Source organism: Streptomyces sp. NPDC057616 (genome assembly GCF_042800575.1).
GTDB lineage: Bacteria > Actinomycetota > Actinomycetes > Streptomycetales > Streptomycetaceae > Streptomyces.
Genome location: NZ_JBHVGU010000061.1, coordinates 12704 through 38900, shown reverse-complemented (window position 1 = coordinate 38900; position 26197 = coordinate 12704). Strand labels below are relative to the sequence as shown.

At 72.0% G+C, this 26197-nt stretch carries 26 protein-coding genes; 9 read left to right on the top strand and 17 right to left on the bottom strand.

The window, feature by feature from the left end:
• Positions 1-53 precede the first annotated feature (53 nt).
• The 6 genes from ACFU97_RS43305 to ACFU97_RS43280 form a co-directional block, all read right to left on the bottom strand.
• The gene (locus ACFU97_RS43305; RefSeq protein ID WP_384268071.1) at positions 54-1070 is read right to left on the bottom strand and encodes a questin oxidase family protein; all 1017 of its coding nucleotides are present in this window, start codon (positions 1068-1070) and stop codon (positions 54-56) included.
• A gap of 91 nt (positions 1071-1161) precedes the next feature.
• Positions 1162-2718: a glycosyl hydrolase family 65 protein gene (locus ACFU97_RS43300; RefSeq protein WP_384268069.1), complete on the bottom strand. Its 1557-nt coding sequence runs from the start codon at positions 2716-2718 to the stop codon at positions 1162-1164.
• Between the two features lie 79 nt (positions 2719-2797).
• Positions 2798-3574, bottom strand: a complete 777-nt coding sequence (locus tag ACFU97_RS43295; RefSeq protein ID WP_384268066.1) for an NPP1 family protein — start codon at positions 3572-3574, stop codon at positions 2798-2800.
• Between the two features lie 143 nt (positions 3575-3717).
• On the bottom strand, positions 3718-4698 hold the full coding sequence (gene ligD / locus ACFU97_RS43290; protein ID WP_384268064.1) for a non-homologous end-joining DNA ligase: 981 nt from the start codon (positions 4696-4698) through the stop codon (positions 3718-3720).
• Positions 4699-4768: 70 nt separating this feature from the next.
• A complete protein-coding gene (locus ACFU97_RS43285) occupies positions 4769-5671 on the bottom strand; it encodes an SDR family oxidoreductase (RefSeq protein ID WP_384268061.1) in 903 nt (300 codons plus the stop codon).
• 73 nt (positions 5672-5744) lie between these two features.
• A complete protein-coding gene (locus tag ACFU97_RS43280; RefSeq protein WP_384268059.1) occupies positions 5745-6494 on the bottom strand; it encodes an SDR family oxidoreductase in 750 nt (249 codons plus the stop codon).
• Positions 6495-6619: 125 nt separating this feature from the next.
• Here ACFU97_RS43280 and ACFU97_RS43275 point away from each other — a divergent pair, with 125 nt between their 5' ends.
• The gene (locus ACFU97_RS43275; RefSeq protein WP_384268056.1) at positions 6620-7321 is read left to right on the top strand and encodes a TetR/AcrR family transcriptional regulator; all 702 of its coding nucleotides are present in this window, start codon (positions 6620-6622) and stop codon (positions 7319-7321) included.
• Positions 7322-7325: 4 nt separating this feature from the next.
• On the opposite strand, the gene ACFU97_RS43270 is transcribed toward ACFU97_RS43275, so the two are convergent.
• Positions 7326-8009 (bottom strand): response regulator, encoded by a 684-nt coding sequence (locus tag ACFU97_RS43270; protein WP_384268054.1) that lies wholly within the window; start codon positions 8007-8009, stop codon positions 7326-7328.
• A gap of 394 nt (positions 8010-8403) precedes the next feature.
• Here ACFU97_RS43270 and ACFU97_RS43265 point away from each other — a divergent pair, with 394 nt between their 5' ends.
• Positions 8404-9060: a TetR/AcrR family transcriptional regulator gene (locus ACFU97_RS43265; RefSeq protein WP_384268052.1), complete on the top strand. Its 657-nt coding sequence runs from the start codon at positions 8404-8406 to the stop codon at positions 9058-9060.
• Positions 9061-9136: 76 nt separating this feature from the next.
• Positions 9137-9697 (top strand): MarR family winged helix-turn-helix transcriptional regulator, encoded by a 561-nt coding sequence (locus tag ACFU97_RS43260; RefSeq protein WP_384268049.1) that lies wholly within the window; start codon positions 9137-9139, stop codon positions 9695-9697.
• A gap of 13 nt (positions 9698-9710) precedes the next feature.
• On the opposite strand, the gene ACFU97_RS43255 is transcribed toward ACFU97_RS43260, so the two are convergent.
• Positions 9711-10913, bottom strand: coding sequence for an MFS transporter (locus tag ACFU97_RS43255; RefSeq protein ID WP_384268047.1), 1203 nt, complete (start codon positions 10911-10913; stop codon positions 9711-9713).
• 54 nt (positions 10914-10967) lie between these two features.
• Between ACFU97_RS43255 and ACFU97_RS43250 the strand changes: the two genes are divergently transcribed.
• The 3 genes from ACFU97_RS43250 to ACFU97_RS43240 all read left to right on the top strand — a co-directional run bounded on the left by ACFU97_RS43250 (position 10968) and on the right by ACFU97_RS43240 (position 12660).
• Positions 10968-11714: an AraC family transcriptional regulator gene (locus ACFU97_RS43250; protein ID WP_384268045.1), complete on the top strand. Its 747-nt coding sequence runs from the start codon at positions 10968-10970 to the stop codon at positions 11712-11714.
• A gap of 101 nt (positions 11715-11815) precedes the next feature.
• Positions 11816-12196 carry a DoxX family protein gene (locus tag ACFU97_RS43245; protein WP_384268042.1) on the top strand — a complete coding sequence of 127 codons (381 nt, stop codon included), beginning with the start codon at positions 11816-11818 and terminating at the stop codon, positions 12194-12196.
• A complete protein-coding gene (locus ACFU97_RS43240) occupies positions 12193-12660 on the top strand; it encodes a peroxiredoxin (RefSeq protein ID WP_384268039.1) in 468 nt (155 codons plus the stop codon). The genes ACFU97_RS43245 and ACFU97_RS43240 overlap by 4 nt, the downstream gene beginning before the upstream one ends.
• Before the next feature lie 60 nt (positions 12661-12720).
• Here ACFU97_RS43240 and ACFU97_RS43235 read toward each other — a convergent pair whose 3' ends face one another.
• The 3 genes from ACFU97_RS43235 to ACFU97_RS43225 form a co-directional block, all read right to left on the bottom strand.
• Complete coding sequence (locus ACFU97_RS43235; RefSeq protein ID WP_384268036.1) at positions 12721-13155, bottom strand: cupin domain-containing protein; 435 nt, start codon at positions 13153-13155, stop codon at positions 12721-12723.
• A 150-nt stretch (positions 13156-13305) separates the two neighbouring features.
• Positions 13306-13938, bottom strand: a complete 633-nt coding sequence (locus tag ACFU97_RS43230; RefSeq protein WP_384268032.1) for a DNA polymerase ligase N-terminal domain-containing protein — start codon at positions 13936-13938, stop codon at positions 13306-13308.
• A 58-nt stretch (positions 13939-13996) separates the two neighbouring features.
• Entirely contained in the window at positions 13997-14827 is an 831-nt protein-coding gene (locus tag ACFU97_RS43225; RefSeq protein WP_384268029.1) for an aldo/keto reductase, read from the bottom strand.
• 97 nt (positions 14828-14924) lie between these two features.
• Between ACFU97_RS43225 and ACFU97_RS43220 the strand changes: the two genes are divergently transcribed.
• The gene (locus ACFU97_RS43220; protein ID WP_384268076.1) at positions 14925-15989 is read left to right on the top strand and encodes a LacI family DNA-binding transcriptional regulator; all 1065 of its coding nucleotides are present in this window, start codon (positions 14925-14927) and stop codon (positions 15987-15989) included.
• A gap of 111 nt (positions 15990-16100) precedes the next feature.
• On the opposite strand, the gene ACFU97_RS43215 is transcribed toward ACFU97_RS43220, so the two are convergent.
• From ACFU97_RS43215 to ACFU97_RS43200, 4 genes are read right to left on the bottom strand one after another with little or no spacing between them, the layout of a single operon-like run.
• Positions 16101-17519, bottom strand: coding sequence for a glycoside hydrolase family 32 protein (locus tag ACFU97_RS43215; RefSeq protein ID WP_384268027.1), 1419 nt, complete (start codon positions 17517-17519; stop codon positions 16101-16103).
• Positions 17516-18370, bottom strand: a complete 855-nt coding sequence (locus ACFU97_RS43210; protein WP_384268024.1) for a carbohydrate ABC transporter permease — start codon at positions 18368-18370, stop codon at positions 17516-17518. The genes ACFU97_RS43215 and ACFU97_RS43210 overlap by 4 nt, the downstream gene beginning before the upstream one ends.
• A gap of 14 nt (positions 18371-18384) precedes the next feature.
• Positions 18385-19338, bottom strand: coding sequence for a carbohydrate ABC transporter permease (locus ACFU97_RS43205; protein WP_384268022.1), 954 nt, complete (start codon positions 19336-19338; stop codon positions 18385-18387).
• Positions 19335-20744, bottom strand: a complete 1410-nt coding sequence (locus ACFU97_RS43200; protein ID WP_384268020.1) for an extracellular solute-binding protein — start codon at positions 20742-20744, stop codon at positions 19335-19337. The genes ACFU97_RS43205 and ACFU97_RS43200 overlap by 4 nt, the downstream gene beginning before the upstream one ends.
• 157 nt (positions 20745-20901) lie before the next feature.
• Here ACFU97_RS43200 and ACFU97_RS43195 point away from each other — a divergent pair, with 157 nt between their 5' ends.
• On the top strand, positions 20902-22452 hold the full coding sequence (locus ACFU97_RS43195) for a glycoside hydrolase family 32 protein (protein WP_384268017.1): 1551 nt from the start codon (positions 20902-20904) through the stop codon (positions 22450-22452).
• Positions 22453-22527: 75 nt separating this feature from the next.
• A complete protein-coding gene (locus tag ACFU97_RS43190) occupies positions 22528-23502 on the top strand; it encodes a TauD/TfdA dioxygenase family protein (protein ID WP_384268015.1) in 975 nt (324 codons plus the stop codon).
• 2 nt (positions 23503-23504) lie between these two features.
• Here the strand turns inward: ACFU97_RS43190 and ACFU97_RS43185 are convergent, their stop codons facing one another.
• Positions 23505-24536: an LLM class flavin-dependent oxidoreductase gene (locus ACFU97_RS43185; protein ID WP_384268012.1), complete on the bottom strand. Its 1032-nt coding sequence runs from the start codon at positions 24534-24536 to the stop codon at positions 23505-23507.
• 80 nt (positions 24537-24616) lie between these two features.
• Positions 24617-26122, bottom strand: a complete 1506-nt coding sequence (locus ACFU97_RS43180) for a metallophosphoesterase family protein (RefSeq protein WP_384268010.1) — start codon at positions 26120-26122, stop codon at positions 24617-24619.
• Positions 26123-26197: the final 75 nt, after the last annotated feature.

Sequence of the window (26197 nt, the reverse complement as noted above, 5' to 3'; positions counted from 1 at the left end):
GGAGGGGTTCGCCGGACCCCCGGCCCCCTCCAGACCTGCTTCCGCTTCCGAGGTCAGACCAGCGGAACGCTGAGCTCGATCGCCCGCTGGGCCGCCGCGAGGGCCCGCTCGTCGCCGACGTCCAGGGCCGTGTCGGTGAACTTGATGACGTGCTCGTCGCCGTGCGCGAGGGCCCGCTCCACGACCTCCTCGGCGCTCAGCCGCGCCGGCGGCCGGTAGTCGACCGGCGCGGCCGGTGCGTACATCGCGGTGACCGCCGCGGACGCCGTCCACGCCGCGTGCAGACTCGGCGCCCACAGCTCCTGCGGCAGCGAATCCAGCGTACGCAGCACGGCGTTGGGCGCGGTCGCGGCATGGACGAGCATGGTCGCCTCGCCGTGCCCGTGGGTGGCGTAGCGGTGTGTCGCGGCCGTCACCAGCTCGGTGAGCCGCTCCCGGGCCGTCTCAGGTTCGGTCACATCCGTGGCCCACAAGGGGAGTTGGCGTACGGCGGCGAGCCGGGCCGGGAACCCCTGATGCCCCGCCGGGATGGCGGGGACGGCGTCCAGGGATGCCGCGGCCGTCGGCGCCGCGGGCAGGGCGGTGACGCCGGTGACGGTGTGGTGGCGGGCGGCCCAGTAGCCCAGGGCGTGGGCGAGTTCGGCGCGACGGGGCGCGTTCTCGCCGGCCTCCAGGGTGCGTACGGCATGACCGACCCGGATGACCGGATGCGTCGCCCCGCCGTACATGCCGGGGAGCAGCCGCGGCCACCATTCGGCGAGGACGCCTCTCCAGGGGCGCTCGTCGAAGGCACGCGTGAAGTGGTCGATCCAGTCGGCGGCCCGGCGCATGTCGCCCAGTGCCGCGGGCCAGTTGTCGTCCGTGACGGGTGCCACCCGGTCCGGGAAGTCCTCGAGCTTGCTGCGGTACAGGTCCAGCCAGCGGTGCACGGAGCCTGCCTGCCCGCGGGCGGCAAGCGCCTCGACGACCATCGGGGCGTGGTTGGAGAGCCGGCCGTGGCGCTCCGGTCCCGTCGCATGGACCCGTTCCAGGGCTTCTTCGAGCTGTCCGCTCGTGTCGCTCGTCTCCATGAGGTCGACGCTAGGCAGCGCCCCGCGGCGGCGGATCGGGCGCGGGAACCAGTCCTTGCACGCCTTCGGCCCTAGGGCCGCGCGCGGGTGCCTAGACCTCGAGGACCAGGTCCAGGGTGTGATGTCCGGTCCCGTCGGCAGGGAGGAGGGGCTTGGCTGGACGCCCGTCGATCGCGCACGACCGTACCCGGCTCCCGCCGCCGCTGAGGGCGATGTCGAGGGTCATCTCCCGGTAGCGCAGACCGCGCAGGCTCACCGGCCCCCAGTGCGGCGGCAGACACGGCCGCAGCCGTACGGCGTCCTCGGCGAAGGCCAGCCCGAACAGCCCCTCGTGCAGCAGCCGCAGATACGCGGTGACCGACCAGGTCTGGTCGGGCTCCGAGTCGAAGTGCTCGGCCCGTCCGCTGCCGCCCTCCTGCCAACCTCCGTCCGCCGCGCCGCTGATGGAGTCGTACAGCTCGTAGAAGCCGTCGCCGCTGCCCGCCACCAGGCCGGCGAGCTGCTCGACCGAGCGCGCGAACAGGTCCGTACGGCCCGCTTCGGCGGCGGCGTTGCCGTAGAGACCGTGGACCATGGGCCACACCATGACGTTGTGCCGTCCCGGTCGGCGGTCGTCGAAGCGCGGGAAGTGCGGCCAGACGTTGACGATGCCGTGCGGCTGCCAGTGGGTGGTGTCGAGGACCCGGCGCGCCCGTCTGCGGTCGGCGACGCCGCACAGGAGGGCGAGGGCGAGACCGGCGCCCTCCTGGGAGGTGTCGACCGTGTCGTCGTCGTGGAGGAGATAGGCGTACGTGCCCGCCTCCTCGCGCCACAGCCACCGGTGCACCGCCTCCCGCAGGCGCGCCGCCTCGGCCCGCAGGGACCGTGCCCGCTCCGGCTCACCGAGCCTGCCGGCCATGTCCGCCAGCGCCGAATGCGCCCCGAAGTAGAGGCAGTTGGTCGACAGGCAGATCAGGCGTTCGGTGCCGGGGTGGTCGAGTACGAACGAGGAGTGCACGTCCGCGGCGGCGGGCGGGTCCGGATAGCCGGAGATGCCGTCGTTCATGAAGGACGGTCCCCGGAACAGGCCGCGCGCCGAGTCGAAGTCGCTGTCCCGGCGTGCGGCGAGGGTGTTGGTGGCGGCGCGTGCGGCCTCGGCTAGGAAGTCGCGATCGCCGGTGACCCGGTAGTGGTGACGAGCCGCCAGGATCCACACGACCTGGTCCCACCACTGGTCGTCCTGCTGCACGACGGGCCCGTGCGGTCCGCGGTCTACGACCGACCACAGGGTGTTGCGGCCGACGTCCGGCGCCAGCAGACTCGCCGCGCTCCACGCGTTGACGGCCGCGTCCCGGGTCCACCGCTGCGGCGCGGGGTATCCGCCACCCGCCCGTACGACGGTGCCCGGCGGATAGGCCAGCAGTCCCGCCTTGTCGTACACGGCCGGGTCCGCGCGGATGGTGTGCGTGTCGGCCAGGGCCATGACCGCGGTTGTGTGGAGGCTGCCGAGCCTGCGGTGGGTGTCCGGGTCGGCGAAGGTGAGGACGGGCATGGTGTAGCCGTTCCCCCTGGCCGGGGCCGCCGCACCCGCCAGGCCGAGGAGTCCCGCCGCGGCCAGCAGGCTCCGCCGCGACAGCCGCCCACGGCTCGTGCTTCTCCCGTCCGTCATGATCCGCCCTTCCGCAGCTTCCGGAGCCAGCATGCCCCCGGGAGCTGTGGAACGAGCGGACCGGTGCGCGGTCGCGCCGTCAGGCGTTCGGGTCGAACGTGATCCCGGACGGCTTGGCCGACGACAGGTGCGAGGCGAAGTTGCTGTCCTTCAGGCCGAAGTTGGCACTGCCGAAGTCGTACGCGCTCAGCTTGTCGCGCAGCCCGGCGGGGTAGCCGTTCCAGCCGACCAGCGGCGGGTACTGCCAGGTGTGCTTGTCGTTCTCCGGCGGCTCGTCGTTGGAGTTCGCCAGCCGGAAGCAGTGCGTGCCGATGCCGTCCTTGTGGTAGACGATCTTCGCGTGGCTGCCCTCGAAGCGGACCTCGGAGGCGCCGTGCACGGTGAACGAGCCGTGGTTCGACGTCGAGACGTACTTGACCTGGTTGTCCTGCACCCAGATCACCACATGCTCCCAGTCGTTGCGGTGCCCGCCGATGCTGCTGCCGGCGAGGGCCTGGTCCTTCTCGAAGTACAGGCCGTACATGTACGCGCACCAGCCGTTGTTGCACTTGTAGCGCGAGTAGCTGTTGGTGTTGTCCAGGTCGGAGGCGTCGTGGCAGTTCCCGTTGAGCGCGCCGGTCGGCTTGAGGCCGCCGTTGATCGTGCCGTCGGGGCCGATCGCGGGCGTGGAGTAGCAGCCGTCCGTGTCGTAGTCGAACGCCGGCTGGTACGTGAACTCGGCCGCCTCCGCATTGGCGGGCAGCGCCTGCGGCGGCGCGGCGAAGGCGGCGGTGGGGACCGCCAGGACGAGGGCGGCGGCACCGGCCAGGCCGACCAGGAGCCTTCTGCGGTTCGTCGTGAACTTCGGTGACGCCACGGCGTCCTCCTCTTCGTCCGGACAGGGCCGAACGGCGGTGGGGGGCAAGGGAGTTCAGCATCCCGAGTTTCCCCTTCCGCGCCAAGAGGTGACAGACGTACCAGTGGTGAAGCCCAGCCCAATACTTGGGCCGTGACGGTGTGTCAGGCGGATTCGCCGGGCAGGTCCGCCGCGGAGTCCTCCGGTGCGAGGTCGGGCCGCAGCCGCAGCCAGGACGGCTGGCGCAGCAGTCCGGCCCGGGTGCGGGTGCTGTAGCGGACCTCGCCGACCAGCCGGGGCAGCACCCAGTGCGCGCCCGCGACCGCGGGGGCGGGGTCGAAGGGGCACTCGGTGGTCTCCGCCGCCCGCAGCAGCTCGGCGAGCCGGCTCCGCTCGGCCTCGCTCCAGCCGGTGCCGACCCCGCCGACGTACCGGAGCCGTCCGCCCGCCCGCTGCCCGACCAGGACGGCCCCGGGCAGTCCCGACAACCGTCCCCTGCCGGGCAGCCAGCCACCCACGATCACGTCCTCGCTCCGCATGTTGCGGATCTTGATCCAGGACCGGGACCGCACCCCTGGCTCGTACACCGAGTCCAGCCGCTTGCAGACCAGGCCCTCCAGGCCGTGCTCAAGGGTGGCCCGCAGGGCCTGCTCGCCGTGCCCGACCAGTGCGGAGGGAGTGGACCAGAACGGCCCGTCGAGACCGAGCTCCTCCAGCCACCGGCGCCTTCGGAGGTAGGGGAGGCCGGTGATGCTCCGTCCCTCCAGATGCATCACGTCGAACAGCACCAGATGGACGGGCACCTTCGCAGCCTGGCGGGCGGCCTTGGCGGGGGAGTGGGCGAGTCCCATCCGGGACTGGAGCAACTGGAAGTCGGCGCGGCCCTGTTCGTCCAGCGCCAGTACCTCACCGTCCAGCACGGCCGGCGTCGCAGCGAGCGCCGTGCCGAGCGGCCGCAGCTCGGGATACGCGGCGGTGATGTCCTCCCCGGACCGCGCGCGCAGCCGGATGCCGCCGTCCCCTTCCAGGTAGGCCACCACGCGCTGGCCGTCCTGCTTGGTCTCATAGGCCCAGCGGGCGTCCTGTGCGGTGGGCGGCAGGGTGCCGGGGGTGGCGAGCATGGGCGGGATCAAGGGGAGCGTCACGGGGTGAGGTGTCGACGCCGCGGCCCGCCGCCATTCGCCCCGCCCGCCGGTTTCCCCTGAACGGCGCTGCCTACAGACTGCTCACCGGGGTCAGCAAATCCTCCAGCCCGGCCCGGCGGAAGAACTCCACCCGTATCCGGTCGGCCACGGCGGAGACGACCTCGCTGCCGTCCCGGCTCGGGTCGACGTGAACCCGGAACGGCCGCTCACCGGGCGGCAGTTCGACGGTGTGCACGACGGCCTTCGCCACGTCGGCGACGTCGGCGTCCGGCGGCATCAGCCCGGCCAGCCGCCCGTTCACATCCGCCATCAGTGCCTTGTACTTCGCGTCGTAGACGGCGGCACGCTCGGCGTCGGCCGGTGTTCCGGCGTGGGCGAAGTGGTTCGTGCCCGAGGTGAAGGCGCCCGGCACGACGATCGAGGTGTCGATCCCGAACCGTATGAGCTCTGCGGCGTAGCTCACCGCGAGCGCGTCCATGGCGGCCTTCGCCGCGAAGTAGGGCGCGAGGAAGGGCGGGGTGCCGCCCCGTGTGCTGGAGGAGCCGATCCACACCACGTGCCCCTGCCCCTGGCTGCGCAGCTGGGGCAGAGCGGCCCGGTTGACGCGCTGGGTGCCGAGCACGTTCGTGTCGTAGACGTCCGCCAGCTGCTCGGGGGTGAATGCCTCGGCGGGGCCCAGCACCATGTGTCCGGCGTTGTGGATCAGGACGTCGAGGCGCCCCTGCTCGTCCACGACGCGGGCGACGGCCGCGTCCGCGCTGTCCTGCCGGGTCACGTCCAGCTCCACCGCCCTCAGGTCGACGCCGTGCTCGGCGGCGTGCGCGGCCAGGTCGGCGGCGGCGCGGGCGTTGCGCGTGTCGAGGGCGCGCATGCCCGCGTAGACGGTGTGTCCGCGATCGGCGAGCGCGCGGACCGTGAGGGCGCCGAAACCGCTGGAGGCGCCGGTGACGAGTACGACCTTGCCGTCACTCATGACGGTTCCTTTCGGATGTGAGCCTGCCAAGCGCAGGTGAGCTTTCGAGGTCTTCGAAGGGCGGCGTGGGCCGTCAGATGATGCCGCCGTTGGCCCGCAGGACCTGGCCGTTGACCCAGTGGCCCTCGGGGCCGGCGAGGAAGGACACGACGTTGGCGATGTCGTCCGGCGTGCCCAGGCGCTCCAGCGGCGGCTGTGCGGCCAGCCGGGCGACGGTCTCCTCGTCCTTGCCGTCGAGGAAGAGGTCGGTGGCGGTGGGGCCGGGCGCCACCGCGTTCACGGTCACGTCACGGCCGCGCAGCTCGCGGGCGAGGATCAGCGTCAGCGCCTCGACCGCCCCCTTGGTCGCGGCGTAGGCGCCGTAGCCGGGGAAGGCGAGGCCGAGGACCGACGAGGAGAAGTTGACCAGCGCGCCTCCCGGGCGCAGCCGGCGGGCGGCCTGCTGGTCGACGACGAACGTGCCGCGGATGTTGGTGCGGTACAGCGAGTCGAGTTCGCCGAGGTCGAGCTCGGCCACGGGGGACAGGGGCATCCGGCCGGCGGCGTGCACCACGGCGTCCACGCCGCCGTACTCGGCCTCGGTCCGGTCGAACAGGGCGGCGACCTCGGTCTCGTCGCCGACGTCCGCGCGGGCGGCGAACGCGCGGCCGCCCGTCGCCTCGATGGTGCGGACGACGTCCTCGGCCGCGTCCTTGTTGCCCGCGTATCCGACGGCGACGGCGAATCCGTCGGCGGCCAGGCGCTGGGCCACCTGTCGTCCGATGCCTCGCGATCCGCCCGTCACGATGGCGACGCGCTGGTCCGTGTGGGGCTGACTGGTCATGGCTGCATCCTTCGATCCATGGGTGTTAGCGTTGCTACGTCGTTCTCGTATCGACGATAACACAGATTCGTAGCGTTGGTGTACCCGCATTCGTATCGCCGCTACGGATGGCGTACCGTGGACCCATGGATGCGAGGGAAAAGATCCTGGAAGCGGCCACGAAGCTGCTGGCCAAGGCGCCGGCCGCCGATGTCTCGACGCGTGCGGTGTGCGACGCGGCCGGAGTGGGCGCGCCGATGCTGTACCGGCTCTTCGGCGACAAGGCCGGCCTGCTGGCCGCCGTCGTCGACCGCGGTTTCGAGGAGTACCTCGCCTCCAAGCGGGCGGCACGGCCCAGCGACGACCCCGTCGCCGACCTCAGGAGCGGCTGGGACAACCACATGCGCTTCGCGCTGGAGCACCCCAACCACTACCGGCTGATGTACTCGCCCGAGCTGACGGTCCCGCCCGCCGCGGCCCAGGAGGCGCACGAACTGCTGCACGGCATCCTCGAACGCTGCGCCGCCGCGGGCAGGCTCACCGTCCCGCCCGCCCTCGCCACCCAGATGATCATGTCCGCCAATGTCGGAGCGGCCCTGTCGATGCTGACCAGACCGGAGCAGTACGCGGACCCGCAGTTCTCCGAGCGGTTGCGCGACGCCGTGCTGGCCTCCCTGACCCGTCCGGCCGACGCCGACGGTCGGCATGAAGGGGACCAGGAGGACAGCGCCGTCCCGGTGGCGGCCGCGACGCTCGCCGCCCGCCTGCGCGCCGAACAGTCGCCGCGCTTCACGGCGGCCGAGTCGGCCCTGCTGGAGCAGTGGCTGGACAAGCTCTCCGTGGGCTGAGACATCAGGTTCTCATCGACGGCTGCGCAGGGAACATGCCGGACCGATGGGCCATGACGACGAGCTGGGCGCGGTCGCGGACGCCCAACTCGGCCATGACGCGGCGGACATGGGTGCGTACCGCGAGCGGACTGACGTCGAGCTGCACGGCGATCTCCGCGTTCGAGCGGCCCTCCGCGACCCAGGTCATCACGTCGCGATCGCGGCCGGTGAGCGCGGCGAGGCCCGCTGCCGCGCTCTGCTGAGCATCCGCGGCGGGAGCGCCCAGGAAACGGGTGATCAACGCGCGCGTGGCGAGCGGTGAGAGCAGCGAGTCGCCCCGGGCCACGGTCCGGATGCCGTCGAGCAGGGCATCGGCGGTCACGTCCTTGCCGAGGAAGCCGCTCGCGCCGGCGCGCAGCGCCTCGGCGACACCGGAGTCGATCTCGTGCGTGGTGAGGATCAGTACGCGGGTCTCCGGCAGCCCCGGGTCGGCGCAGATCTCGGACGTGGCGGTCAGGCTGTCGGTGCCGGGCACGCGGATGTCCATCAGGACGACGTCCGGGCGGTGCACGCGCGCGAGGGCGACGGCCTCGCCGCCGCAGGTGGCCTCGGCGACCAGCTCCATGTCGTCGCAGGAGTCGAGCAGAATCCGTAACGCGGCGCGCAGGAGGGCCTGGTCGTCGGCGAGCAGCACGCGGATGGTCATGGTGTCGGTTCCCGTCGTCGCAAGGTTCCCGTCCTGGAAGCCATGGTGGGCGAAGACCGGCGGGAGCGTCGGGCGGAAGACGTCCCTGCCGGGCGGCGCGAACGCCCTTCCGGGAGGAAGGTGCGAGGTCAGGCGCGGGCGGACGGCCGTTCGAGCCACTCACCCGCGGCCACGACGGCGCGGGGCCTTGCGGGTGAGTGCCCGCGCCCGAGGGCGACGGGAGAGGGCCCGTGCGGCCGTCCGCCCGCGCCGGTCCGCGCCCGGCCGCACACCGCTCCCGACGTGCCGTTGCGTAGGCTTTCGGGGCTGGAACCTGCCGCGCTGCCGGCGGACCGCGGCGGTTCGAGGGACTGGCCGTCGCAGGCCTGAGCGAAGTCCCGATGCGGTGGTGAGCATGGCCGGCAGGACGGTACGCGCGGAACGGGCCGACGCGACCCGCGAGCTGATCCTGACGGCGGCCGAGCGGCTGTTCGCCGAGCGCGGGGTGAACGCGGTGTCCAACCGCCAGGTCAGCGAGGCGGCGGGGCAGGGCAACAACACCGCCGTCGGCTACCACTTCGGCACCAAGGCCGATCTGGTCCGGGCGATCATCCGCAGGCACGCGGCGCACACCGAGGAGATCCGGTGCCGTCTGCTGGCCGGGATCGGTGACTCCACCGACGTACGGGACTGGGTGGACTGCCTGGTGCGCCCGCTGCCCGAGCATCTCGGAACCCTCGGTGGCCCCACCTGGTTCGCGCGGTTCTGCGCGCAGGCGATGACCGACCCGGCGCTCCACGAGATCATGCTGGAGGAGTCCTTCGCCTCCCCGTCCCTGCAGCAGTGCATCGACGGCCTGAACCGGTGCCTGCCCGACCTTCCCGCGGAAGTCCGCGCCGAGCGCGGCGAGATGGCGCGCCACCTGATCGTGCACATGCCCGCCGAACGGGAGCGGGCGGTCGCCGAGAACAGGGCCACGCCCCGCTCGCACTGGGACGACGCCGCCACCGGTCTCGCCGACGCGGTCGTGGGGTTGTGGTTGGCACCGGTGACACCCGGACGGCACCGGTGAGGCCCGGCCGGCGCCCATGAGCGCCGACGCGGAAGTGATTTGCTTGAGTTACGCAACGATATGGTACCGTGGGTGCATGGCCACACCACCGCTCCCCGAACTCCCCAAGGCCCCCGCGTCCGGCGAGGTGATCGAGATCGAGCGGGCGCTCACCCGCATCACCTACCTGAGCACGCGCGCGCGGCAGCACGACCGGCTGATGGCCCTGGCCGGTGTGCCGCTGGACCGGGCGGCGGTGGCGTTGCTGCGGCAGGTCGCGGACGCGGATCCGCTGCGTCCGGGGGAGCTCGCCAACCGGCTGGGAGTGGAGGCGTCCCACGTCACCCGCACCGTGCAGCAGCTGCAGAAGTCCGGTTACGTCACCCGTGTTCCCGACCCGGACGACCGCCGGGCCCAGCGCATCCAGCTCACCGAGGCGGGACAGCAGGCCATCGGACGCGTGCGGGACGCCGGAGTCCGCGGCATGCAGCACGCGCTGGCCGGCTGGAAGCCGGAGGAATTGCGGCAGTTGGCCACCCTGTTCCACCGCATGGTGGACGACTTCCTCTCCCACTCCATCGACGCCGACGCCGACGCCGACATCGGGGTCGACGAGGACACTGAGAAGCCGGCGATCGCCCGGACGGGCACCGTCTGAACGTCCGGCGGGCTCACGTCGCTGCCGAACGCCGCCCATCCCGTCGCGGCAGCCGGTGCGCTGCCGATTGCCCCATCGCCGCCGTCGGCTCCCGCAACCCCCGGAGAAGCAGCCGGCCCACCGCGGGCAGAGCGATCAGCGGCACGAGAGCCATCCGCAACGACGACGCGTCGGCCAGCGCACCCAGCGCAGGGGTGGCGAGTCCGCCCACGCTGACGGCGAGGCCCAGGGTGACTCCGCTCGCGGTGCCCGGCCGGCGCGGCAGGTAGTCCTGGCCGAGCGTGATGTGCAGGGCGAAGGGCACGTACAGGCCCGCCGACGTGAGCGCGACGAACAGGTAGACCGCCGGGCCGGGGACGAGGAGCACGCCCGCGACGGCGAGCACGGTCAGGGCGTAGGAGCGGCGCACCACGGAGAGGCGCCCGTACCGGTCGGCGAGCCGGCCTCCCGCCAGTGTGCCGAGCGCACCGCCCGCGTACAGCACGAACAGGGCTGCCGTGCCCGCCACTTCACCGCCGCCCGTCCGCTGCCGGACGTAGAGCGAGATGAAGGCGCCGAGGCCGACGAAGACGATCGAGCGGCAGACGATCGCGCCGGAGAGGCGCGCGAACGACGGCCAGTCGTCGACGCCGGTGGCCGGGGCGGTGCGGATGACCGTCCCGCGGCCGCCCGGCGAGCGGACCGCGGCCGCGCAGAGCGCCGCCCCCGCCACGGCCGGGAGGACCAGCAGGGGAGAGGCCCCGAGACCTCCGGTGGCGACGACGGCCGCGACGAGTGGCGGGGCGAGGGCGAAGCCGACGTTGCCGCCGAGGGAGAACCAGCCCATGGCCGTGTTGCTGCCGCCGGCGGCGGCGCGTGCGGCGCGGGCGGCCTCGGGGTGGTAGGCGGCGACGCCGATGCCGGACACCGCGACCGCGGCGAGCGTCAGCGCGTAGGAGCCGCCGACCCCGCTCAGAGCCACCCCGGCGCCGCCGGTCAGCGCGCTGAGCGGCAGCAGCCACGGCATCGGGCGGCGGTCGGTGAGCACCCCGAAGAGGGGCTGCACCACCGTCGACAGCAGGGCGGCGGCCAGGACGATGCCCGAGGCCGCGGCATAGGAGTAGGCGCGCTCCGCGACGAAGAAGGGCACGAGCGCGGCCACCGCCCCTTGGTACACGTCGACACAGGCGTGCCCCAGGGCGAGCAGGGTGATGGATCGGTTGGGACGTCTGGACACCCTGCGATCGTCGTCGGCACGACCACTGGCCCGCTTCCGGTAATCTGCCTGGTTGTGTCGGACATCCGCCACTCGCCGAAAGCGCCGACCCGGGCCAGGAGCCTGGCCGCCGGTGAGAGCATCGACGCGCACCGGCACGACGAGCACCAGATCGTCTACGCCGGCTCCGGCGTGGTGGCCGTGACCACCGACGCCGGTACCTGGTTCGCCCCGGGCACCCGCGCCATCTGGGTCCCCGCGGGCACCGTCCACGCCCACCGTGCGTACGGTCACCTCGACCTGCACCTGGTGGGCCTGTCGGCGCGGGACAACCCGCTCGCCCGGGACGCCCCGACCGTTCTCGCGGTCAGTCCCCTGCTGCGCGAACTGGTCCTCGCCTACACCCGCGACCCCGACGACGTGAGCCCGGAACGCCGCCGTCTGCTCGCCGTGCTGCGCGACCAGTTGCGCGCCTCACCGCAGCAGCCGATGCGCCTGCCCACGCCAACCGACCCCCGGCTGGCGGCAGTCTGCGAGATCGTCCACGCGAACCCGGGCGAACAACGCACTCTCGCCGCCCTCGGTGCCGCGACCGGGGCCGGCGAGCGCACCCTCAGCCGCCTCTTCCGCAGCGAGTTCGGGATGACCTTCCCGCAGTGGCGCACCCAGTCCCGCCTGTTCCACGCCCTGCGCATGCTGGCCGACGACACCCCCGTCACGACGGTCGCGCACCACTGCGGCTGGTCCTCCGCCAGCGCCTTCATCGACGTCTTCCGCCGCTCGTTCGGCTACACGCCGGGAACGCACAACCGGCGGACCTGACGCCGGTGTCCGGAAGCCGGTGTCCGGAAGGGGACATGCCACCGGAAGCCCTCGTTCTACCCTCGGGTAACATCCGGGTGCAGGTCATCAGAGGAGGAACCGTGCCACGGTCCGAACGCTCGCCCCTGCTGCTCGCCGGCCTGCTGGCCGCCGCGGGCGTCACACACTTCGCCCAGCCGCGCCAGTACGACGCGATCGTCCCGCGCTCACTGCCGGGCAGCCCCAGGACATGGACGTACGCGAGCGGCGCCGTCGAACTCGCCCTGGCCGCCGGAGTGGTCCTGCCGCGCACCCGCAGGGCCGCCGCGCTCGCCACGGCCGCGTTCTTCGTCGGAGTGTTCCCGGCCAACGTGAAGATGGCCTACGACTGGCGCGACGAGCCCGCGCCCAAGAAGGCCGCCGCCATCGGACGGCTCCCGTTGCAGCTGCCCCTCGTCATGTGGGCCCGCAGCGTCGCGAAGAACGGGGAGGGCCGGGCATGAGCCAGCGCGTGAACGTCGGCGACACCATCGAGGACTTCGAGCTGCCGGACGAGACCGGGACCTCGCGCAAGCTGTCCGAGCTGCTGGCCGACGGTCCGGTCGTGCTCTTCTTCTACCCGGCCGCCATGACCGCCGGCTGCACCGCGGAGGCCTGCCACTTCCGTGACCTGGCCGCCGAGTTCGCCGCCGTCGGCGCGCGGCCCGTGGGCATCAGCGGCGACACCGTGGAGAAGCAGCAGGAGTTCACCGGCCGCCACAACCTCGGCATGCCGCTGCTGTCCGACACCGACGGCACGATCCGTGAACGGTTCGGCGTGAAGCGGGGGTTCAGCCTCGCGCCCACCAAGCGGGTCACGTTCGTCGTCGCGCAGGACCGCACCGTCCTCGAGGCGGTCCACAGCGAACTGCGCATGAACACGCACGCGGACCGCGCCCTGGCCGCACTGCGCGCGCACCAGAAGTGACACCCGCGGTCGGAGCGCCCTCGGGAGGGCCTCCGACCGCGCTCCGTCAGCAGGCGCCGATCACTGGAACGAGCAGCCCGGGTTCGGCACGTCCTCCGAGTACGGCGCGCCGTGCGGCAGGACGTACAGCACGTCGAGGACCAGAGGGGCCTCGCCCTCGTTCCGGCCCAGGTGGACATCGCCCGGACCGCCCGGCTCGCGGACCGTGGTGCCGGTCCGGTAGACGCCGTCCTGGGCGCAGTCCGCGTGGTAGTGGGTGAGAGTGCCCTTGCGTACGAAGCCGTAGACGATGCCGTCGTGGTAGTGCCAGCCGGTGCTCTGGCCGGGCGGGACGGTGATCTCGCGGACGACGTAGTCGGTGTCGCCGACGGTGGTCTGACTGATCAGCTTGCCGGTCACGCCCGGGCCGGGCGGCGTCGCACCGGCGGTGCCACACGTCAGGACCGAGCCGGTGACGACCACGCCGACCAAGGCGGTACGGAGCGCGTTGCGCATACGGATGGCCTCTCAGGACGGGATGCGGAGATCGAGTTCCGACGTGAACATAGGCTCCTGGTAAGGAAGTTGGGGCCGGAACTCGACAATCCGCGTCAGGCCTCCTCATGGCTCGCCGGCCCGGTTGGTGCCGGGCGCAGCGGCCGCCGCTCACCCCTCCCCGTCGTCCCCGTCGTGCGAGGCGACCTGGGCGAGGGTGCGGCCGCTGCTGACCGAGCGGGCCCGGCGGGGATCGGGGGTTGCGGGGCCCCGGGACTTTCCGCCCGCCTTGACCAGCAGCCAGGCCTCCTCGGCGGCGTCCTGTCCGTCGTCCTTCCCGCCGCCGCGGAACCGGGTGAGCGCGTACTCGCCGTGCAGCTTCGAGCCCTTGAGGCGGAAGCGGGCGTGCCCGTGTTCGAGAGACTCCTCGAAGTCGACGGGCCGCCCCTTGCGGTCGTGGCTCAGGGGCTCGTAGACGCCGTGGTCCCACACGATCACCGTGCCGCCGCCGTACTCGTCCTTCGGGATCACGCCCTCGAACTCCTCGTACTCCAGCGGATGGTCCTCCGTGGGCACGGCGAGCCGCTTGTCGTGCGGATCGCCGGACGGTCCCTTCGGGACGGACCACGACCTGAGGACGTCGCCGACCTGGAGCCGGAAGTCGAAGTGCAGGGTGCTGGCGTCGTGGATCTGCACGACGAACCGCGGCTCCTCGCCCGCTTCCGCCGCCCGGCCCCGCGGCTCCCCGGTCCGCCCGAAATCGCGCTTGCGGTGGTAGTCCCGCAACCTCTCCTGACCGGCCACCTCCGGCTCCTTCCGTACGGCCCCGTCCGGCGGGGGGACCGGGTACCCGGCTCCTGCCTCAGAACTCCTCGTGCACCTCAGGGTCCCCACCGATGCGCCGATGGGCCCGTTCGGCGACCGCGGTGAGCTGGGAGGGGCCCAGTTCGAAACCGAAGACGTCGAGGTTCTCGCGCTGCCGCTCGGGATCCGACGACTTGGGGATGGGCACCGCGCCCAGCTGCGTGTGCCAGCGCAGGACGACCTGCCCGGGTGTCACGCCCAGGGCCTCGGCGATGCCGGCGACGACAGGGTCCTTGAGCAGGCTCGTGCCCCGGCCGAGAGGGCTCCAGCTCTCGGTGACGATGCCCTTGGCCGAGTGGAAGGCACGCAGCTCCTCCTGCGGGAAGAAGGGGTGCAGCTCGATCTGGTTGACCGACGGAAGCACCCCGGTCTCCTTCTCCAGCCGCTCGATGTGCTCGACGGTGAAGTTCGAGACGCCGATCGAGCGGATCAGCCCTTCCTCGCGCAGCTTGATCATGGCCCGCCAGGAATCGACGTACTTGTCGACACGGGGCAGCGGCCAATGGATGAGGTAGAGATCGACGTACTCCACGCCGAGGCGGGCGCGGGACTCCTCGAACGAGGCGAGAGTCTCCTCGTAGCCGTGATGCCGGCCCGGGAGCTTCGTCGTCACCACGATCTCCTCGCGGGGGACGCCGCTGCGGGCGACGCCGCGGCCCACGCCGGACTCGTTGCGGTAGTTGGTGGCCGTGTCGACCAGGCGGTAGCCCGTCTGCAGGGCCTCGGACACCGCCCGTTCCGCCTCCTCGTCGCTCATCGGCCAGGTGCCCAGGCCGAGAGCGGGAAGCGTCGTGCCGTCGTTGAGCTGGTGCGTCGGGATGCTGATCACCGTGGGACCTTTCCCTCGACTGTGCCGTACCTCCAGCCTCACGGATAGGGTGAGCTGTGATCAACCGGGCGGGTGGGGGATGAGGGCGGCGGACGGCATGGGCGGCACCGAGGAGAAGCGGCCGGCGGGCACGGGGCGCCCCACGTCACGGGACGTCGCGCGGCTCGCGGGCGTGTCGCACACCGCCGTCTCCTTCGTGTTCAACGGCCGCGCCGAGGGCAACCTCTCGCCCGCCACCCAGGAACGGATCCGCCAGGCCGCCGCCCGGCTGGGCTACCGCCCTGACCCCGTCGCCCGCGGTCTGCGCCGCCGCCGTACGGCCGTGATCGGCCTGGTCACCGACGAGATCGCCTCCACGCCGTTCGCGGGCAGGCTGCTGCGTGGTGCCATGGAGACCGCGTGGGACAACGACCACCTGGTGCTCACGGTCGACTCCGGCGGCGATCCGGCCAAGGAGGACGCGGCCGTCGCCGAGCTCCTCGACCGGCGCGTGGACGGCATCATCTACGCCGCCATGTCGCTGCGCCGGGTCCGCGTGCCCGAGGGCCTGCACCGCACGCACTCCGTCCTCGCCAACTGCCTGCCCGAGGACGACTCCCTGCCCGCCGTGATCCCGGCCGAACGGGCCGGAGGCCGTACGGCCGCGCGGCTCCTGCTGGAGCAGGGGCACCGGAGGGTCGCCGTGATCGGCGGACAGGACGACATCGCCTCGGTGGAGCGGCTGCGCGGCTTCCGCGACGCCCTGCGGGCCGAGGGCATCACGGTCCCCAAGGACCGGGTCCTGCGCACGGGCGGGGAGATCTCCGGCGGCTACGACGGCGCGACCCGCGTCCTCGGCACCACCCCCGCCGACCGCCGCCCGACCGGCATCTTCTGCTACAACGACCGGGTCGCGGCAGGCGTCCTGCACGCCGCGACCCGGCTGGGCATCGAGGTTCCCGGGGACCTGTCGGTGGTGGGCTACGACGACCAGGAACACATGGCCGAGTTCCTCACCCCGCCCCTGACCACGGTTGCGCTGCCCCACCGCGCGATGGGCGAGGCCGCCGCCCGCCTCCTGCTCGACTCCATCGAGACCGGCCGCACCCCGCCCGCGGCCACGCGACGGATCGCATGCCCGGTGATCAGCCGCGCGTCGGTGGGACCGGCGCCCACCCGCTGAGGGCTGCGACCGCCGGGGTGGCGGTTGCGCCACGGGCGGACGACTCCCGCCGGTCCGCCGGGCACGGAGGCGTGGCCGCTCCGGCGTCAGCCGCTGACCCGCGCGTGCGGGTCAGCCGCGCACCTCCGGAACCAGCTCCCACCCACTGACCCCGCCCGCCTCGCCCCGCACCACGAGCTCGGCCACGTCCCCCGGCCGTCGGTACACGCGCTCGGTGATCGTCGCGTGGTCGTCCACGAACACCTCCAGCAGTGAGCCGTCGACAAGGACGCGTACCTGCCTGCCCGTTGCCCGTACGACGATGGGCGCCGCACCGTCGGGGCGGGTCCGCGGCCACTCGGCGCGGTCCAGCGTCACCGTGCCCTCGTCCGGGTCCAGCAGCACCGTCAGCTCGGCGCCGGAGGCGGAGCGCAGCAGGCTCACCGTGGTCGGACCCTGCGCGGTGACGGTGAGGTCGCACGACTGCGGAAGCGGAACCGCGCCGCCGCCGGGTGAGGTGACGAACGGGGCCTTCGCCCGCAGGAGTTCGAGCTCCGGGGCCGGTGCGACGCGCAGGGTGCCGTCCGGGTGGACGTCCACGACCCGTGGTGCGGACAGGACCCCCGCCCACCCGGCACGGTCGACCTCGCGCTGGTCGCGGGCCTCCCAGGACCAGCCCCACATCAGGGCCCGGTCCGGGTCCTGGAGCACGGCGGGGGCGTAGAGGTCCCGGCCGTGGTCGAGCCGGCCGCCGACCCGTGCTTCGAAGCGAAGTCCGCCCTCGTCGACCGGCACGAAGGGCAACTCGTCTTCCCCACACGGCCGAAGACTGCCCGTCAGATAGCCCGTGGCGCACGGATCTCCGTCCCACAGCGACAGCACGAGCACCCACTGGCCGCTCGCTGTCGCGTACATCTGCGGGCACTCCCAGCCCACCGCCTTGTCGCCGAACACGTCCGCCGCGACCGGGTCGTTGCCGTCGATGAGCACGCCGGCGAAGCGCCAGTCGGTGAGGTCGGCGCAGTCGTAGAGCAGGACGGACGGTGTGCCGTCCTCGTGGCCCGCGCCGACGAGTGCCCAGCGCCGCCCGCCCGCCGTGAACACGAACGGGTCGCGGAACATGACCACGTCGAGGCCCGCGGGCGGGCCGGAGACGGCGGGGGTGGGCAGGGGCTTCCAGTCGGTGAGCGTCTCGTCGTCGGGGACCACGGCCCGGGCCAGGCAGATGGAGCCGGCGCCGGTGTGGTGACGGTCCACGCCGGTGTAGACGGCGGTGGGCACACCGTCGTCGTCGACCACGCAGCCGGACCAGCAGCCCGCCTCGTCGGGGCCGCCGGGGGTCGGGGCGAGCGCGATCGGGTGGTGCTCCCAGTGCGCGAGGTCGGGGCTGGAGACATGGCCCCAGTGGACGTTCGCGTGCACGGGCGCGTCGGGATTGTGCTGGTAGAAGAGGTGGTAGCGGTCCCGCCAACGGAACGGCCCGTTGGGGTCGTTGATCCAGCCGGCCGGCGGACGGACCCTGAGACGCGGGGCGTTGGGGTCGAGGCTCAACGGTTGACTCCTGCGGACGTGATGCCCTCGCGCAGAGGACGCTGGCCGACGACGAACACGGCGACGGCGGGGATCATGGAGAGGACGACTCCGGCGAGGACGACGGAGATGGAGCCGGTGCCGAGGTTGCCCTGGAGCGAGACCAGGCCCAGCGGCAGCGTGTAGTTCTGGCCGGAGGTCTCCAGGATCAGCGGGCGGAAGAACTCGTTCCAGTGGTAGTTGAAGGCCAGGACGCCGACGATCGCCAGCCCGGGCGCGGCCAACGGGGCGTACACGGATCGGAAGACGCGCCAGGGCCCGGCGCCGTCCAGCATGGCCGCCTCGCCCAGGTCCTTGGGCATGCCCAGGAAGTACTGGCGCATCAGGAAGGTGCCGAACGCGGTCGGGAAGGCCGGGATGATCAGGCCGAGCAGGGTGTCGGTCAGGCCCATCGACTTCAGCACCAGGAACACCGGCACGATCGTGACCTGCAGGGGCACCATCATGGTCGCCAGGACCAGCCCGAACAGGGGCTTCTTGAAACGGAACTCGAGGCGTGCGAAGGCGTATCCGGCCAGGCCCGCCGTGACCATCTGGCCGACGGCGATCAGCGCGGTCACCAGCGTGGAGTTCAGGGCGAGCAGCCACACGTCGATCTGGTCGAAGACCCCGCGGTAGGCCGCGGTGGTGGGATGCGCGGGGATGATCTGCGGCGGCAGGTCGAAGGACTCCGCAGGGGTGCGCAGGGAGGTGGAGATCGTGTAGATGACCGGACCGAGGGTCAGCAGCGCGCACACGGTCAGCCCGGCGATGCGCGCCCAGGGCCCGAGCGAGTACCGGGCACGGCCGACGGACAGGGTTGCTTGGCTCATGGGAGTCACCCGGCTCACTGGTAGTGGACGAAACGCCGGCTGAGCCGGAACTGGAGGGCGGTCACCGCCATGATCAGGACGAACAGCAGGACGCCCACCGCGGACGCCTCGCCGAAGCGCAGCTGCTCGAACGCCGTCTCGTAGATGACCATCACGACGGTGCGGGTGGAGTCGCCGGGCCCGCCGTCGGTGAGGACGTACGGCTGCTCGAAGACCTGAAGGGCGTTGATGACGCCGACGACGGTCGCGACCAGCAGCGTGGGCGACAGCAGCGGGAGCGTCACGTGCAGGTGCTTGCGCAGACCGGTCGCGCCGTCCAGGGAGGCCGCCTCGTGAACCTCCTTGGGGATGTTGTTCAGGCCGCCGATGAACAGCAGGAACGAGAAGCCGAACTGCTGCCACACGTAGACGATGACCACCGTGGCCAGCGCCGCGTGCTCCGAGGTCAGCCATGGCACCGGTGCGACCCCGACCAGCCCGAGCAGCCAGTTCACCACCCCGAAGTCCTGGTTGAAGAGGTACTTCATGACGACCGAGATGGACGCGGCGGACAGTACGAGCGGGAAGAAGAACGCCGAGCGGAACACCGAGCGCAGCCAGGTCGGCATCCGCCCGTTCAGGGTGAGGGCGAGCGCCAGGGCGACCAGCAGCTGGGCGGCGACCGCGAACACCATGAAGACGAGGGTGTTGAGGAACGACACGCGCACCGTCGAATCCGTGAACACGGCACGGTAGTTGGCGAGCCCGGCCCAGCTCGGCGGATCGATCACGTTCCAGTGGAACAGGCTCAGCACGATGGAGCCGAGGATCGGCACGACCGTGAAGACGACGATGCCGACGACGGTCGGTGCGAGGAACAGCGCGGCCAGCAGCCGCGTGCCGCGCGTGTGCAGGGGCGAGGGCCGCGACACGTCCACGGCGGGCGTGGCGGCCCGCGGCCGTACGGCGGGGACCTGGGTGTTCGTCATACGTCACGCTCCATGGCCTGCTCCAGGTCGCCCTGCATCCGGCGCAGCGCGGGGCCCACCGAGCGCCGCGAGGCGAGGGCCGTGCCGGTGTGCTTCAGCAGCACCTCGGTCACCTCGGCGACCTGCGGCGGGGCGGGGATGGGCCCGGTGTCGGGGAACTTGTCGAGGGTGTCGTAGAAGACCTGCCAGTGCTTCGGGCCGGACTTCCGGTAGCGGTCGGCGGTCAGCATCGAGCGGCGCGCCGGGGTGGTCTGGTTGGTGTCGAACAGCCGCATCAGGGTGTCCCTGCGGGCGGCGTACTTGATGAACTCCCAGGCCTCCGCCTGCTTCTTGGAGGTGCGCAGCAGGGCGTAGCCGGCCGCGCCGAACTGGTGACGCTGGGTGCGCCAGCGCGGGAAGTACTGCACGTCGAAGGCTTCGGACCGCATCCCGGCGAGATGCAGACCGCCCGCCCAGAAGCCGCCCGCGGGCGTGACGCCGACGCGGCCGGTGGAGAACACGCCGACGAGGTTCTGGCCGTTGCCGCCCTCGGGGCGGGTGCAGAGGTCCTCCTGGATGAGGGAGGCGAGGTAGTCGTACGCCTCCTCGACCCGCTCGTCCGTGGCCTGCGGAGTCGTCCAGCGGAAGCCGCCGCCGCGGCCCTGGCGCTGGGCGGCCGGGTAGAAGGAGTCCCAGAGCCAGGAGCCGCCGGGCGCCTTGGACTCCATGAGCAGGTTGGTGCCGTTGGCGAAGAGCCAGGGCACGACACCGCCCCACAGCCGGTTGGTCCAGAAGTACGGCGTGAACTGCGAGCCGCTGGACTTCTTCATGTCCCGCAGCAGCGCGGTGAAGTCGTCGCGGGTCCAGTCCGGTGCCGGGAACCCGGCTCCCGCGCGCTTGAGCACCTGCCGGTTGAGGTACATGTCGGCTGCGTTGAACTCGACCGGCAGCTGGTACAGGTGTCCCTCGTACATCATCGACTCGACGAGCGAGGGGTGGACGTCGGCGAAGTACTCCTTGAGCTCGGCCGCGTCCCGTTTGATCCAGGGGTCCAGCGCGACGCCGAGGCGCTGCGCGAACAGCTGCACGCCCTCGGTGGCGACGTAGACCAGGTCGGGTGCGGTGCCCGCGGCGATCTGGGTGAGGATCTTCGCGAAGAAGTCCGACCAGTCCACGGCCTGCACCGCGTTGATCCGGAGCTTGATGTCCGGGTGGACGGAGCGGAAGCCCTCGGTGAGCGTGCGGATGGCCTCCGGGCCGTAGGCGGGGCCGAGGGTGGCCACGACGAGGGAGCCGTCGTCGCGTCCGGGGATGTCGGCTCCGGTGAGCCGGTCCCAGCTCGCGGCGGTGCCGGCCAGGGCGGCGGCTCCCGCCCCGTAGGCGCCGTACCGCAGCAGCGTGCGCCGGGTGAGGTGCGAGTCGGTCATCTGAGGGCCTAACTCGTGTTAGATCAGGGTTGACGCCCCAGATGATGGGAAGCGCGGCAGGGTTGTGTCAAGGGTAGTGACGACTTGACCTTTAACGAGTTAGGTCGCAGAGTCCTGCATCACATGAGCCGCCTCCGCAGGAGAGGAACGACGCGTGATGCGTGGGATGTCCAGGAGAGCCCTGCTGGCCGGAACGACGGCCGGAGGAGCCGTCGCCCTGCTGGCCGCACCACCGGCCGCCGCCAAACCCAAGGCGGCCGGGGCGAGTTGCGCGAGCTATCGCGCCGCCTACCACTTCACGGTCCCCGACGCCTGGAAGAACGACCCGCAGCGTCCGGTCTGGATCGACGGCGAGTACCACTACTACTACCTCTACAACGCCGACTACCTCACCGGCGCCGTCGGCACGGCCTGGCGGCTGGCCACCACCTCCGACCTGGTCTCCTTCACCGACCGCGGGGTCGCCGTGCCCAAGGACACGACCGTCAACGGCGACGTGTGGTCCGGCTCGGCGGTGGTGGACGCCGGCGACACGGCGGGGTTCGGCGCCGGCGCGGTGATCGTCATCGCGACCATGTCGCCGGGCGGCGGCACCGACCACCAGGCGCAGTACCTGTACTACTCCACCGACGGCGGGCGCACGTTCACCCACCACGGTACCGATCCCGTTCTGCCCAGCCCCGGTGCCGGGGCCGACTTCCGCGATCCGAAGGTGATCCGCGACGAGGACCGCGGCCGCTGGGTGATGGCGCTCGCCGAGGGCACCAAGGTGGGCTTCTACCACTCGGACGACCTCAAGTCCTGGTCGTACGCGGGGGGTTTCGTCAAGGAGGGGATCGGCACCCTGGAGTGTCCCGACCTGTTCCGCATCACCGCCGCGGACGGCACGGCGAAGTGGGTGCTCGGAGTCAGCGCGAACGGCAAGGGTGCGGGTCTGCCCAACACCTATGCGTACTGGACGGGTTCCTTCGACGGCAGCGCGTTCACCGCCGATGCCGCGGACCCGCAGTGGCTCGACCACGGCTGGGACTGGTACGGCGCGGTCACCTTCGAGAAGCGGGACGCGAAGGGCGCGCTGGACCCGAGCACCCGGTACGCGTTCGGCTGGCTCAACAACTGGGACTACCCGGGCACCACGCCCACCATCGACTGCGACGGCTTCAACGGCACCGACTCCGTCGTGCGCGAGGTGACGCTGAAGTCCGGCGCCTCCGGCGGCTACTACCTGGCCTCCCGGCCCGTCTCCGGACTCGACGCCCATGTCTCCCGCACGGTGGACCTCGGCGACGTGACCGTGAACGGCACCAGGGAGCTCACCTACAAGGGCATCTCCTACGAGTTCTCCACCGAGGTCACCTGGGACCAACTCACCGGCGCGGGCGTGCAGTTGCGCCGCTCACCCGACGGCGGCCGGCACATCGACGCCGGCGTCTACGGCGACTTCGCGTTCCTCAACCGCCGCAACACCGTCAACCCCGACGCGTCCGGCAAGTGGCAGGAGAGCCACACGCCGTTCGACCGCTCCGCGGGCACGGTCAAGCTCCGCGTCCTCGTCGACCGCACGTCCGTCGAGATGTACGTCGACGACGGCCGGTACGTGCACTCCAGCGAGGTGTTCCCGTATCTGGTCGACACCGGCCTCGCCCTCTTCACGATCGACGGTACTGCGGTGTTCCGGAACACCGTGATACGGGAGTTCACGGTGTAGCAGGCCGTCGAGGTCGTCGTGGCGCCGCCTCCCTGCGAAGATCGGATACGGGACCGGACAAGCATCGGAGCGCGTATGACGACGGAGCGGGACACGGCGACGGACGCGGCACGGGCCGCGGGGATCGCGGTGCGGCCGGTCGCCGGACACATCGGAGCCGAGATCAGCGGCGTCGATCTGGCCGACGACCTCGACGACGCGGTGGTCGCCGCGATCCGGGCGGCGGTGCTGCGCTGGAAGGTGGTGTTCTTCCGCGGGCAGCGGCTGGACCATACGGGGCACGTGGCGTTCGCGCGCCGGTTCGGGGAGCCCGTGGTGCTCGGCAAGCGGGGCAGTGCCTCGCCGCCGGACGTCCCCGAGGTGGAGACGACCGCCGACCGGCTGGAGCTGGGCGGCAGGTACGGCATGGAGCACGACGAGTGGCTGCAGCGCCGCCGGCACACGCTGCTGCGTGGCTGGCACTGCGACCACGGCGCCCGCGTCGACCCGCCGGCCGCGACGATTCTGCGCGCCGAGACGGTACCGCCGTACGGAGGCGACACCACCTGGTCGAACCTGGCGGCCGCCTATGCCGGACTGTCCGCCCCGGTACGGGAGTTCGTCGACGGGCTGCGGGCCGAGCACCGGCTCGGCGTGGGCTACCAGCCGCGGCCCGGCGACGACTCGTATCTGCGCCATCTGCTGGACCACCAGGTCGCCTCGGTGCATCCGCTGGTGCGGGTGCACCCGGAGACGGGCGAGCGGGTGCTGTTCGTCAACGGGTACTACGTCGAGCAGATCACCGGTGTCTCGCGCCCGGAGAGCCGGGCGATCCTGGACATGCTGCTGGAGCAGGCGGTACGGCCCGAGTACACGGTGCGGTTCCGCTGGGAGGCCGGCAGCGTGGCCTTCTGGGACAACCGGGCCACGATCCACCTGGCCCCCGGCGACAACGCCCACCTCGACCATCCCCGGATCATGCACCGCGTGATGCTGACCGGGGATGTTCCCGTCGGGGTGGACGGCACGGCGTCGGAGCCGGTCGTCGGGACCGAACCCGGGCGCTGGTAGGGCTAGTTGGACGGGTCCCAGCCGAGCGCCGGACCGAGCTTCGTGGCCATGTCCGTGAGGATCTGCACATAGTCCTCGTGGTCGAAGGTGAACGGCAGCGCGAACGCCACCTCGTCCACCTCGCGGAACGCGGCATGGGCGTGGAGGCGTTCGGCGATCTCCTCCGACGTCCCGACGATGTCCGGCGCGAACAGCAGCCGGGCCGGACCCTGGGGTGCGGTCGTGCGCGGCGTCCGCCGTGCGGCGTACTCCTCGTACCTGGCCCGCTGCCGCGGCGAGGCGGAGTCGGTCGGGATGACGACCAGTCCCTGCGAGACGCGGGCCGCCTCGCCGTCGGGGTGGTGGGTGCGGAAGGCGCGGATGTGGGAGAGCTGGATCTCCGCGAAGTCGAACCCGGGCCCGTCCGCCTCCTGCGCCTTCACCACGCTGCTGGTCAGGAAGTTCATGCCCTGCTCGCCGGCCCAGCGCGCCGACCCCAGGCTGCCGCCGCCGTACCACATCCGGCGGCCGAGGCCGGGGGAGTGGGGCTGCACCCGGTCGGAGAACACCTCGAAGCCCTCGACGCCGCTGAAGTCGGTGGCGCTCTTGCCCCGGACGAGGTCGAGCAGGCGCCGTACGCGCTCGTAGGAGAAGTCCTCCGCGTCGCCCGTGTCCGGGTACAGCGCCTCCTTGACCTGCTCGTAGTGCATCGGCGGGCCGACGCTCACGCCCGGGTTGACGCGGCCGCCGGACAGGATGTCGACCGTCGCCAGGTCCTCGGCCAGCCGCAGCGGGTTCTCCCAGCCGAGCGGGATGACCGCCGTGCCGAGCTCGATGCGGCTGGTGCGCTGCGAGGCCGCCGCCATCACCGCGACGGGGGAGGAGATGCCGTACTGGAGATGGCGGTGGCGCAGCCATGCGCTGTCGAAGCCCAGCCGCTCGCCCAGCTCGATGATCTCCAGCGTGGACTCGTGCCCCCGGCGCGGGTCCGCCTCGTCGAACAGCCCGATGGTGAGGAAGCCCAGTTTGCGCAGGGGGCGTGAGGTCGGCGGCATGGGCCCCTCCGTCGTTGATCGTTCCATCGCGTACGGCAGTGCCAACCGCCCAGTGGCCGGCGGTGTTCCCGCGCCGCGGGTCAGGTCAGGGGAATGGTCACCTCGTCCTCGACCGGCGGATCGACCTCCTGGGCGCGGTTGCCGGTGGCGGCGAAGCAGCGCAGGTGGACGGCGTCCGGGGTGACGTCCAGCCGCAGGAAGCACTTGAAGAAGGGCGGGCTGTACGTCGCCGAGCTCGGCGAGAACAGCTGTGTGTAGATCTTGCGCACGGGGAGGCGGAAGCGCGAGGTGCGGTCGGGGCGGCCGCCGGCGCCGAGCAGACTGGCCACGATGCGAGCACGGCGGGTGACGCGCACCGGTCCGCCCGGAGTGCGGGTCGGCCGGATGCCGAGCCGCTCGGCGATCACGGCCGTCGCCTCGTCCTCGGAGAGCGCGAACAGGCGCCGCAGCCGCAGCCGGCGGCCGTAGAGCCCGCTGTAGAAGGCGAGGGAGTCGCCGCGCAGCGGATAGCAGCGGAAGTCCTTCTCGGTGACGTTCGCGATGTCGACGCGGGGAATGGTGTGGGTGGCGTGCATGAACGCACCGCCGCCGCCCGAGACGACGTACTGGATGGTGCGGCCGTCCACCTGGACCGGGTAGCGCTGGTAGTTGTGGATGTCGCCGCCTATCGCCGCCACGTAGTGGTGGTCGGGGTCGCGGACGATGTCGTCGACGGTGCCGTGGCCGCCCTCGATGGTGCAGGGGTGGTGCTCCCCGTCGACGTAGAGGGGCGAGCCGGTGACGAGGATCTTCGGGCGGGGGCCCTTGGACACCTCGCGCAGCCAGGCGCCCTGTTCGGCGTCGATGGTGCCGAGCAGGCCGGTGTCGATGCCTATGATGCGCAAGGGTCCCGCGTCCACGGCCCAGTACGGGCCCGGCTGGACGGCCTGCTGGTCCGGAGCGGACCGCAACTCCCGTGCCTGGTCCAGGTGCCGCCCGTCCTTCGCGCGGGGGCGGTGCCACAGGAGGCTGCGGGCCCAGGCCCGGGTCAGGGCGCGCGGCGGCGGCTCGGGGGCCAGCGGCGGGGCGTCCTCGCAGAAGACGCGCATGAACCCGCCCAGGCCCTCGTACCAGTCGTGGTTGCCCGGTATCGCGTAGATGGGCGCCCGGTAGTCCTGGTAGGGGCGGAAGAACTTCGTGCCGTAGTCGTCCGCGGTGCCGACGGGATAGATGACGTCGCTGGCGATCACGGCGAAGTCCGTGCCCTGACTGATCTTCAGGAAGCCCGGGACGACCGCGTATTGGGGATCGTCGCCCTCGCCGGTGTCCCCGATGACCATGAAGGAGAACCGGTCCGCGTCCGTGCGCCGGATCACCTTGTCGGCGGGTGCTCCGGCGGCCTCGCGCTGGGCCACCCATCTGCTGCGGATGTGGCCCGTGGGGTCGCCGAACCAGGAGGCCAGCACGCCGTTGCGGGCGGCCCACAGCGTCCTGGGGTCGAGCCAGGACAGCTTCTCGACCTTGGCCGGCATCAGTTCCTTGTACTCGCCGCGCTCGGCGGCGCCCCAGCCGGCGCCTTCGGCGGTATCGCGTGAAGAGTCAGACACCGGTGCACCGTAACAACGATCAAGCGGAGAAGCGGAAGGGGTGTGCACGGTCGGTGCGGCGGGTGCGGGCAACGG

Bases quoted from the DNA above. Each gene is read 5' to 3' on its own strand.
- ACFU97_RS43305 (WP_384268071.1), bottom strand. From the start codon at position 1,070: ATGGAGACGAGCGACACGAGCGGACAGCTCGAAGAAGCCCTGGAACGG.
- ACFU97_RS43300 (WP_384268069.1), bottom strand. From the start codon at position 2,718: ATGACGGACGGGAGAAGCACGAGCCGTGGGCGGCTGTCGCGGCGGAGC.
- ACFU97_RS43285 (WP_384268061.1), bottom strand. From the start codon at position 5,671: ATGAGTGACGGCAAGGTCGTACTCGTCACCGGCGCCTCCAGCGGTTTC.
- ACFU97_RS43280 (WP_384268059.1), bottom strand. From the start codon at position 6,494: ATGACCAGTCAGCCCCACACGGACCAGCGCGTCGCCATCGTGACGGGC.
- ACFU97_RS43275 (WP_384268056.1), top strand. From the start codon at position 6,620: ATGGATGCGAGGGAAAAGATCCTGGAAGCGGCCACGAAGCTGCTGGCC.
- ACFU97_RS43270 (WP_384268054.1), bottom strand. From the start codon at position 8,009: ATGACCATCCGCGTGCTGCTCGCCGACGACCAGGCCCTCCTGCGCGCC.
- ACFU97_RS43265 (WP_384268052.1), top strand. From the start codon at position 8,404: ATGGCCGGCAGGACGGTACGCGCGGAACGGGCCGACGCGACCCGCGAG.
- ACFU97_RS43260 (WP_384268049.1), top strand. From the start codon at position 9,137: ATGGCCACACCACCGCTCCCCGAACTCCCCAAGGCCCCCGCGTCCGGC.
- ACFU97_RS43240 (WP_384268039.1), top strand. From the start codon at position 12,193: ATGAGCCAGCGCGTGAACGTCGGCGACACCATCGAGGACTTCGAGCTG.
- ACFU97_RS43235 (WP_384268036.1), bottom strand. From the start codon at position 13,155: ATGCGCAACGCGCTCCGTACCGCCTTGGTCGGCGTGGTCGTCACCGGC.
- ACFU97_RS43220 (WP_384268076.1), top strand. From the start codon at position 14,925: ATGGGCGGCACCGAGGAGAAGCGGCCGGCGGGCACGGGGCGCCCCACG.
- ACFU97_RS43210 (WP_384268024.1), bottom strand. From the start codon at position 18,370: ATGAGCCAAGCAACCCTGTCCGTCGGCCGTGCCCGGTACTCGCTCGGG.
- ACFU97_RS43205 (WP_384268022.1), bottom strand. From the start codon at position 19,338: ATGACGAACACCCAGGTCCCCGCCGTACGGCCGCGGGCCGCCACGCCC.
- ACFU97_RS43200 (WP_384268020.1), bottom strand. From the start codon at position 20,744: ATGACCGACTCGCACCTCACCCGGCGCACGCTGCTGCGGTACGGCGCC.
- ACFU97_RS43195 (WP_384268017.1), top strand. From the start codon at position 20,902: ATGCGTGGGATGTCCAGGAGAGCCCTGCTGGCCGGAACGACGGCCGGA.
- ACFU97_RS43190 (WP_384268015.1), top strand. From the start codon at position 22,528: ATGACGACGGAGCGGGACACGGCGACGGACGCGGCACGGGCCGCGGGG.
- ACFU97_RS43185 (WP_384268012.1), bottom strand. From the start codon at position 24,536: ATGCCGCCGACCTCACGCCCCCTGCGCAAACTGGGCTTCCTCACCATC.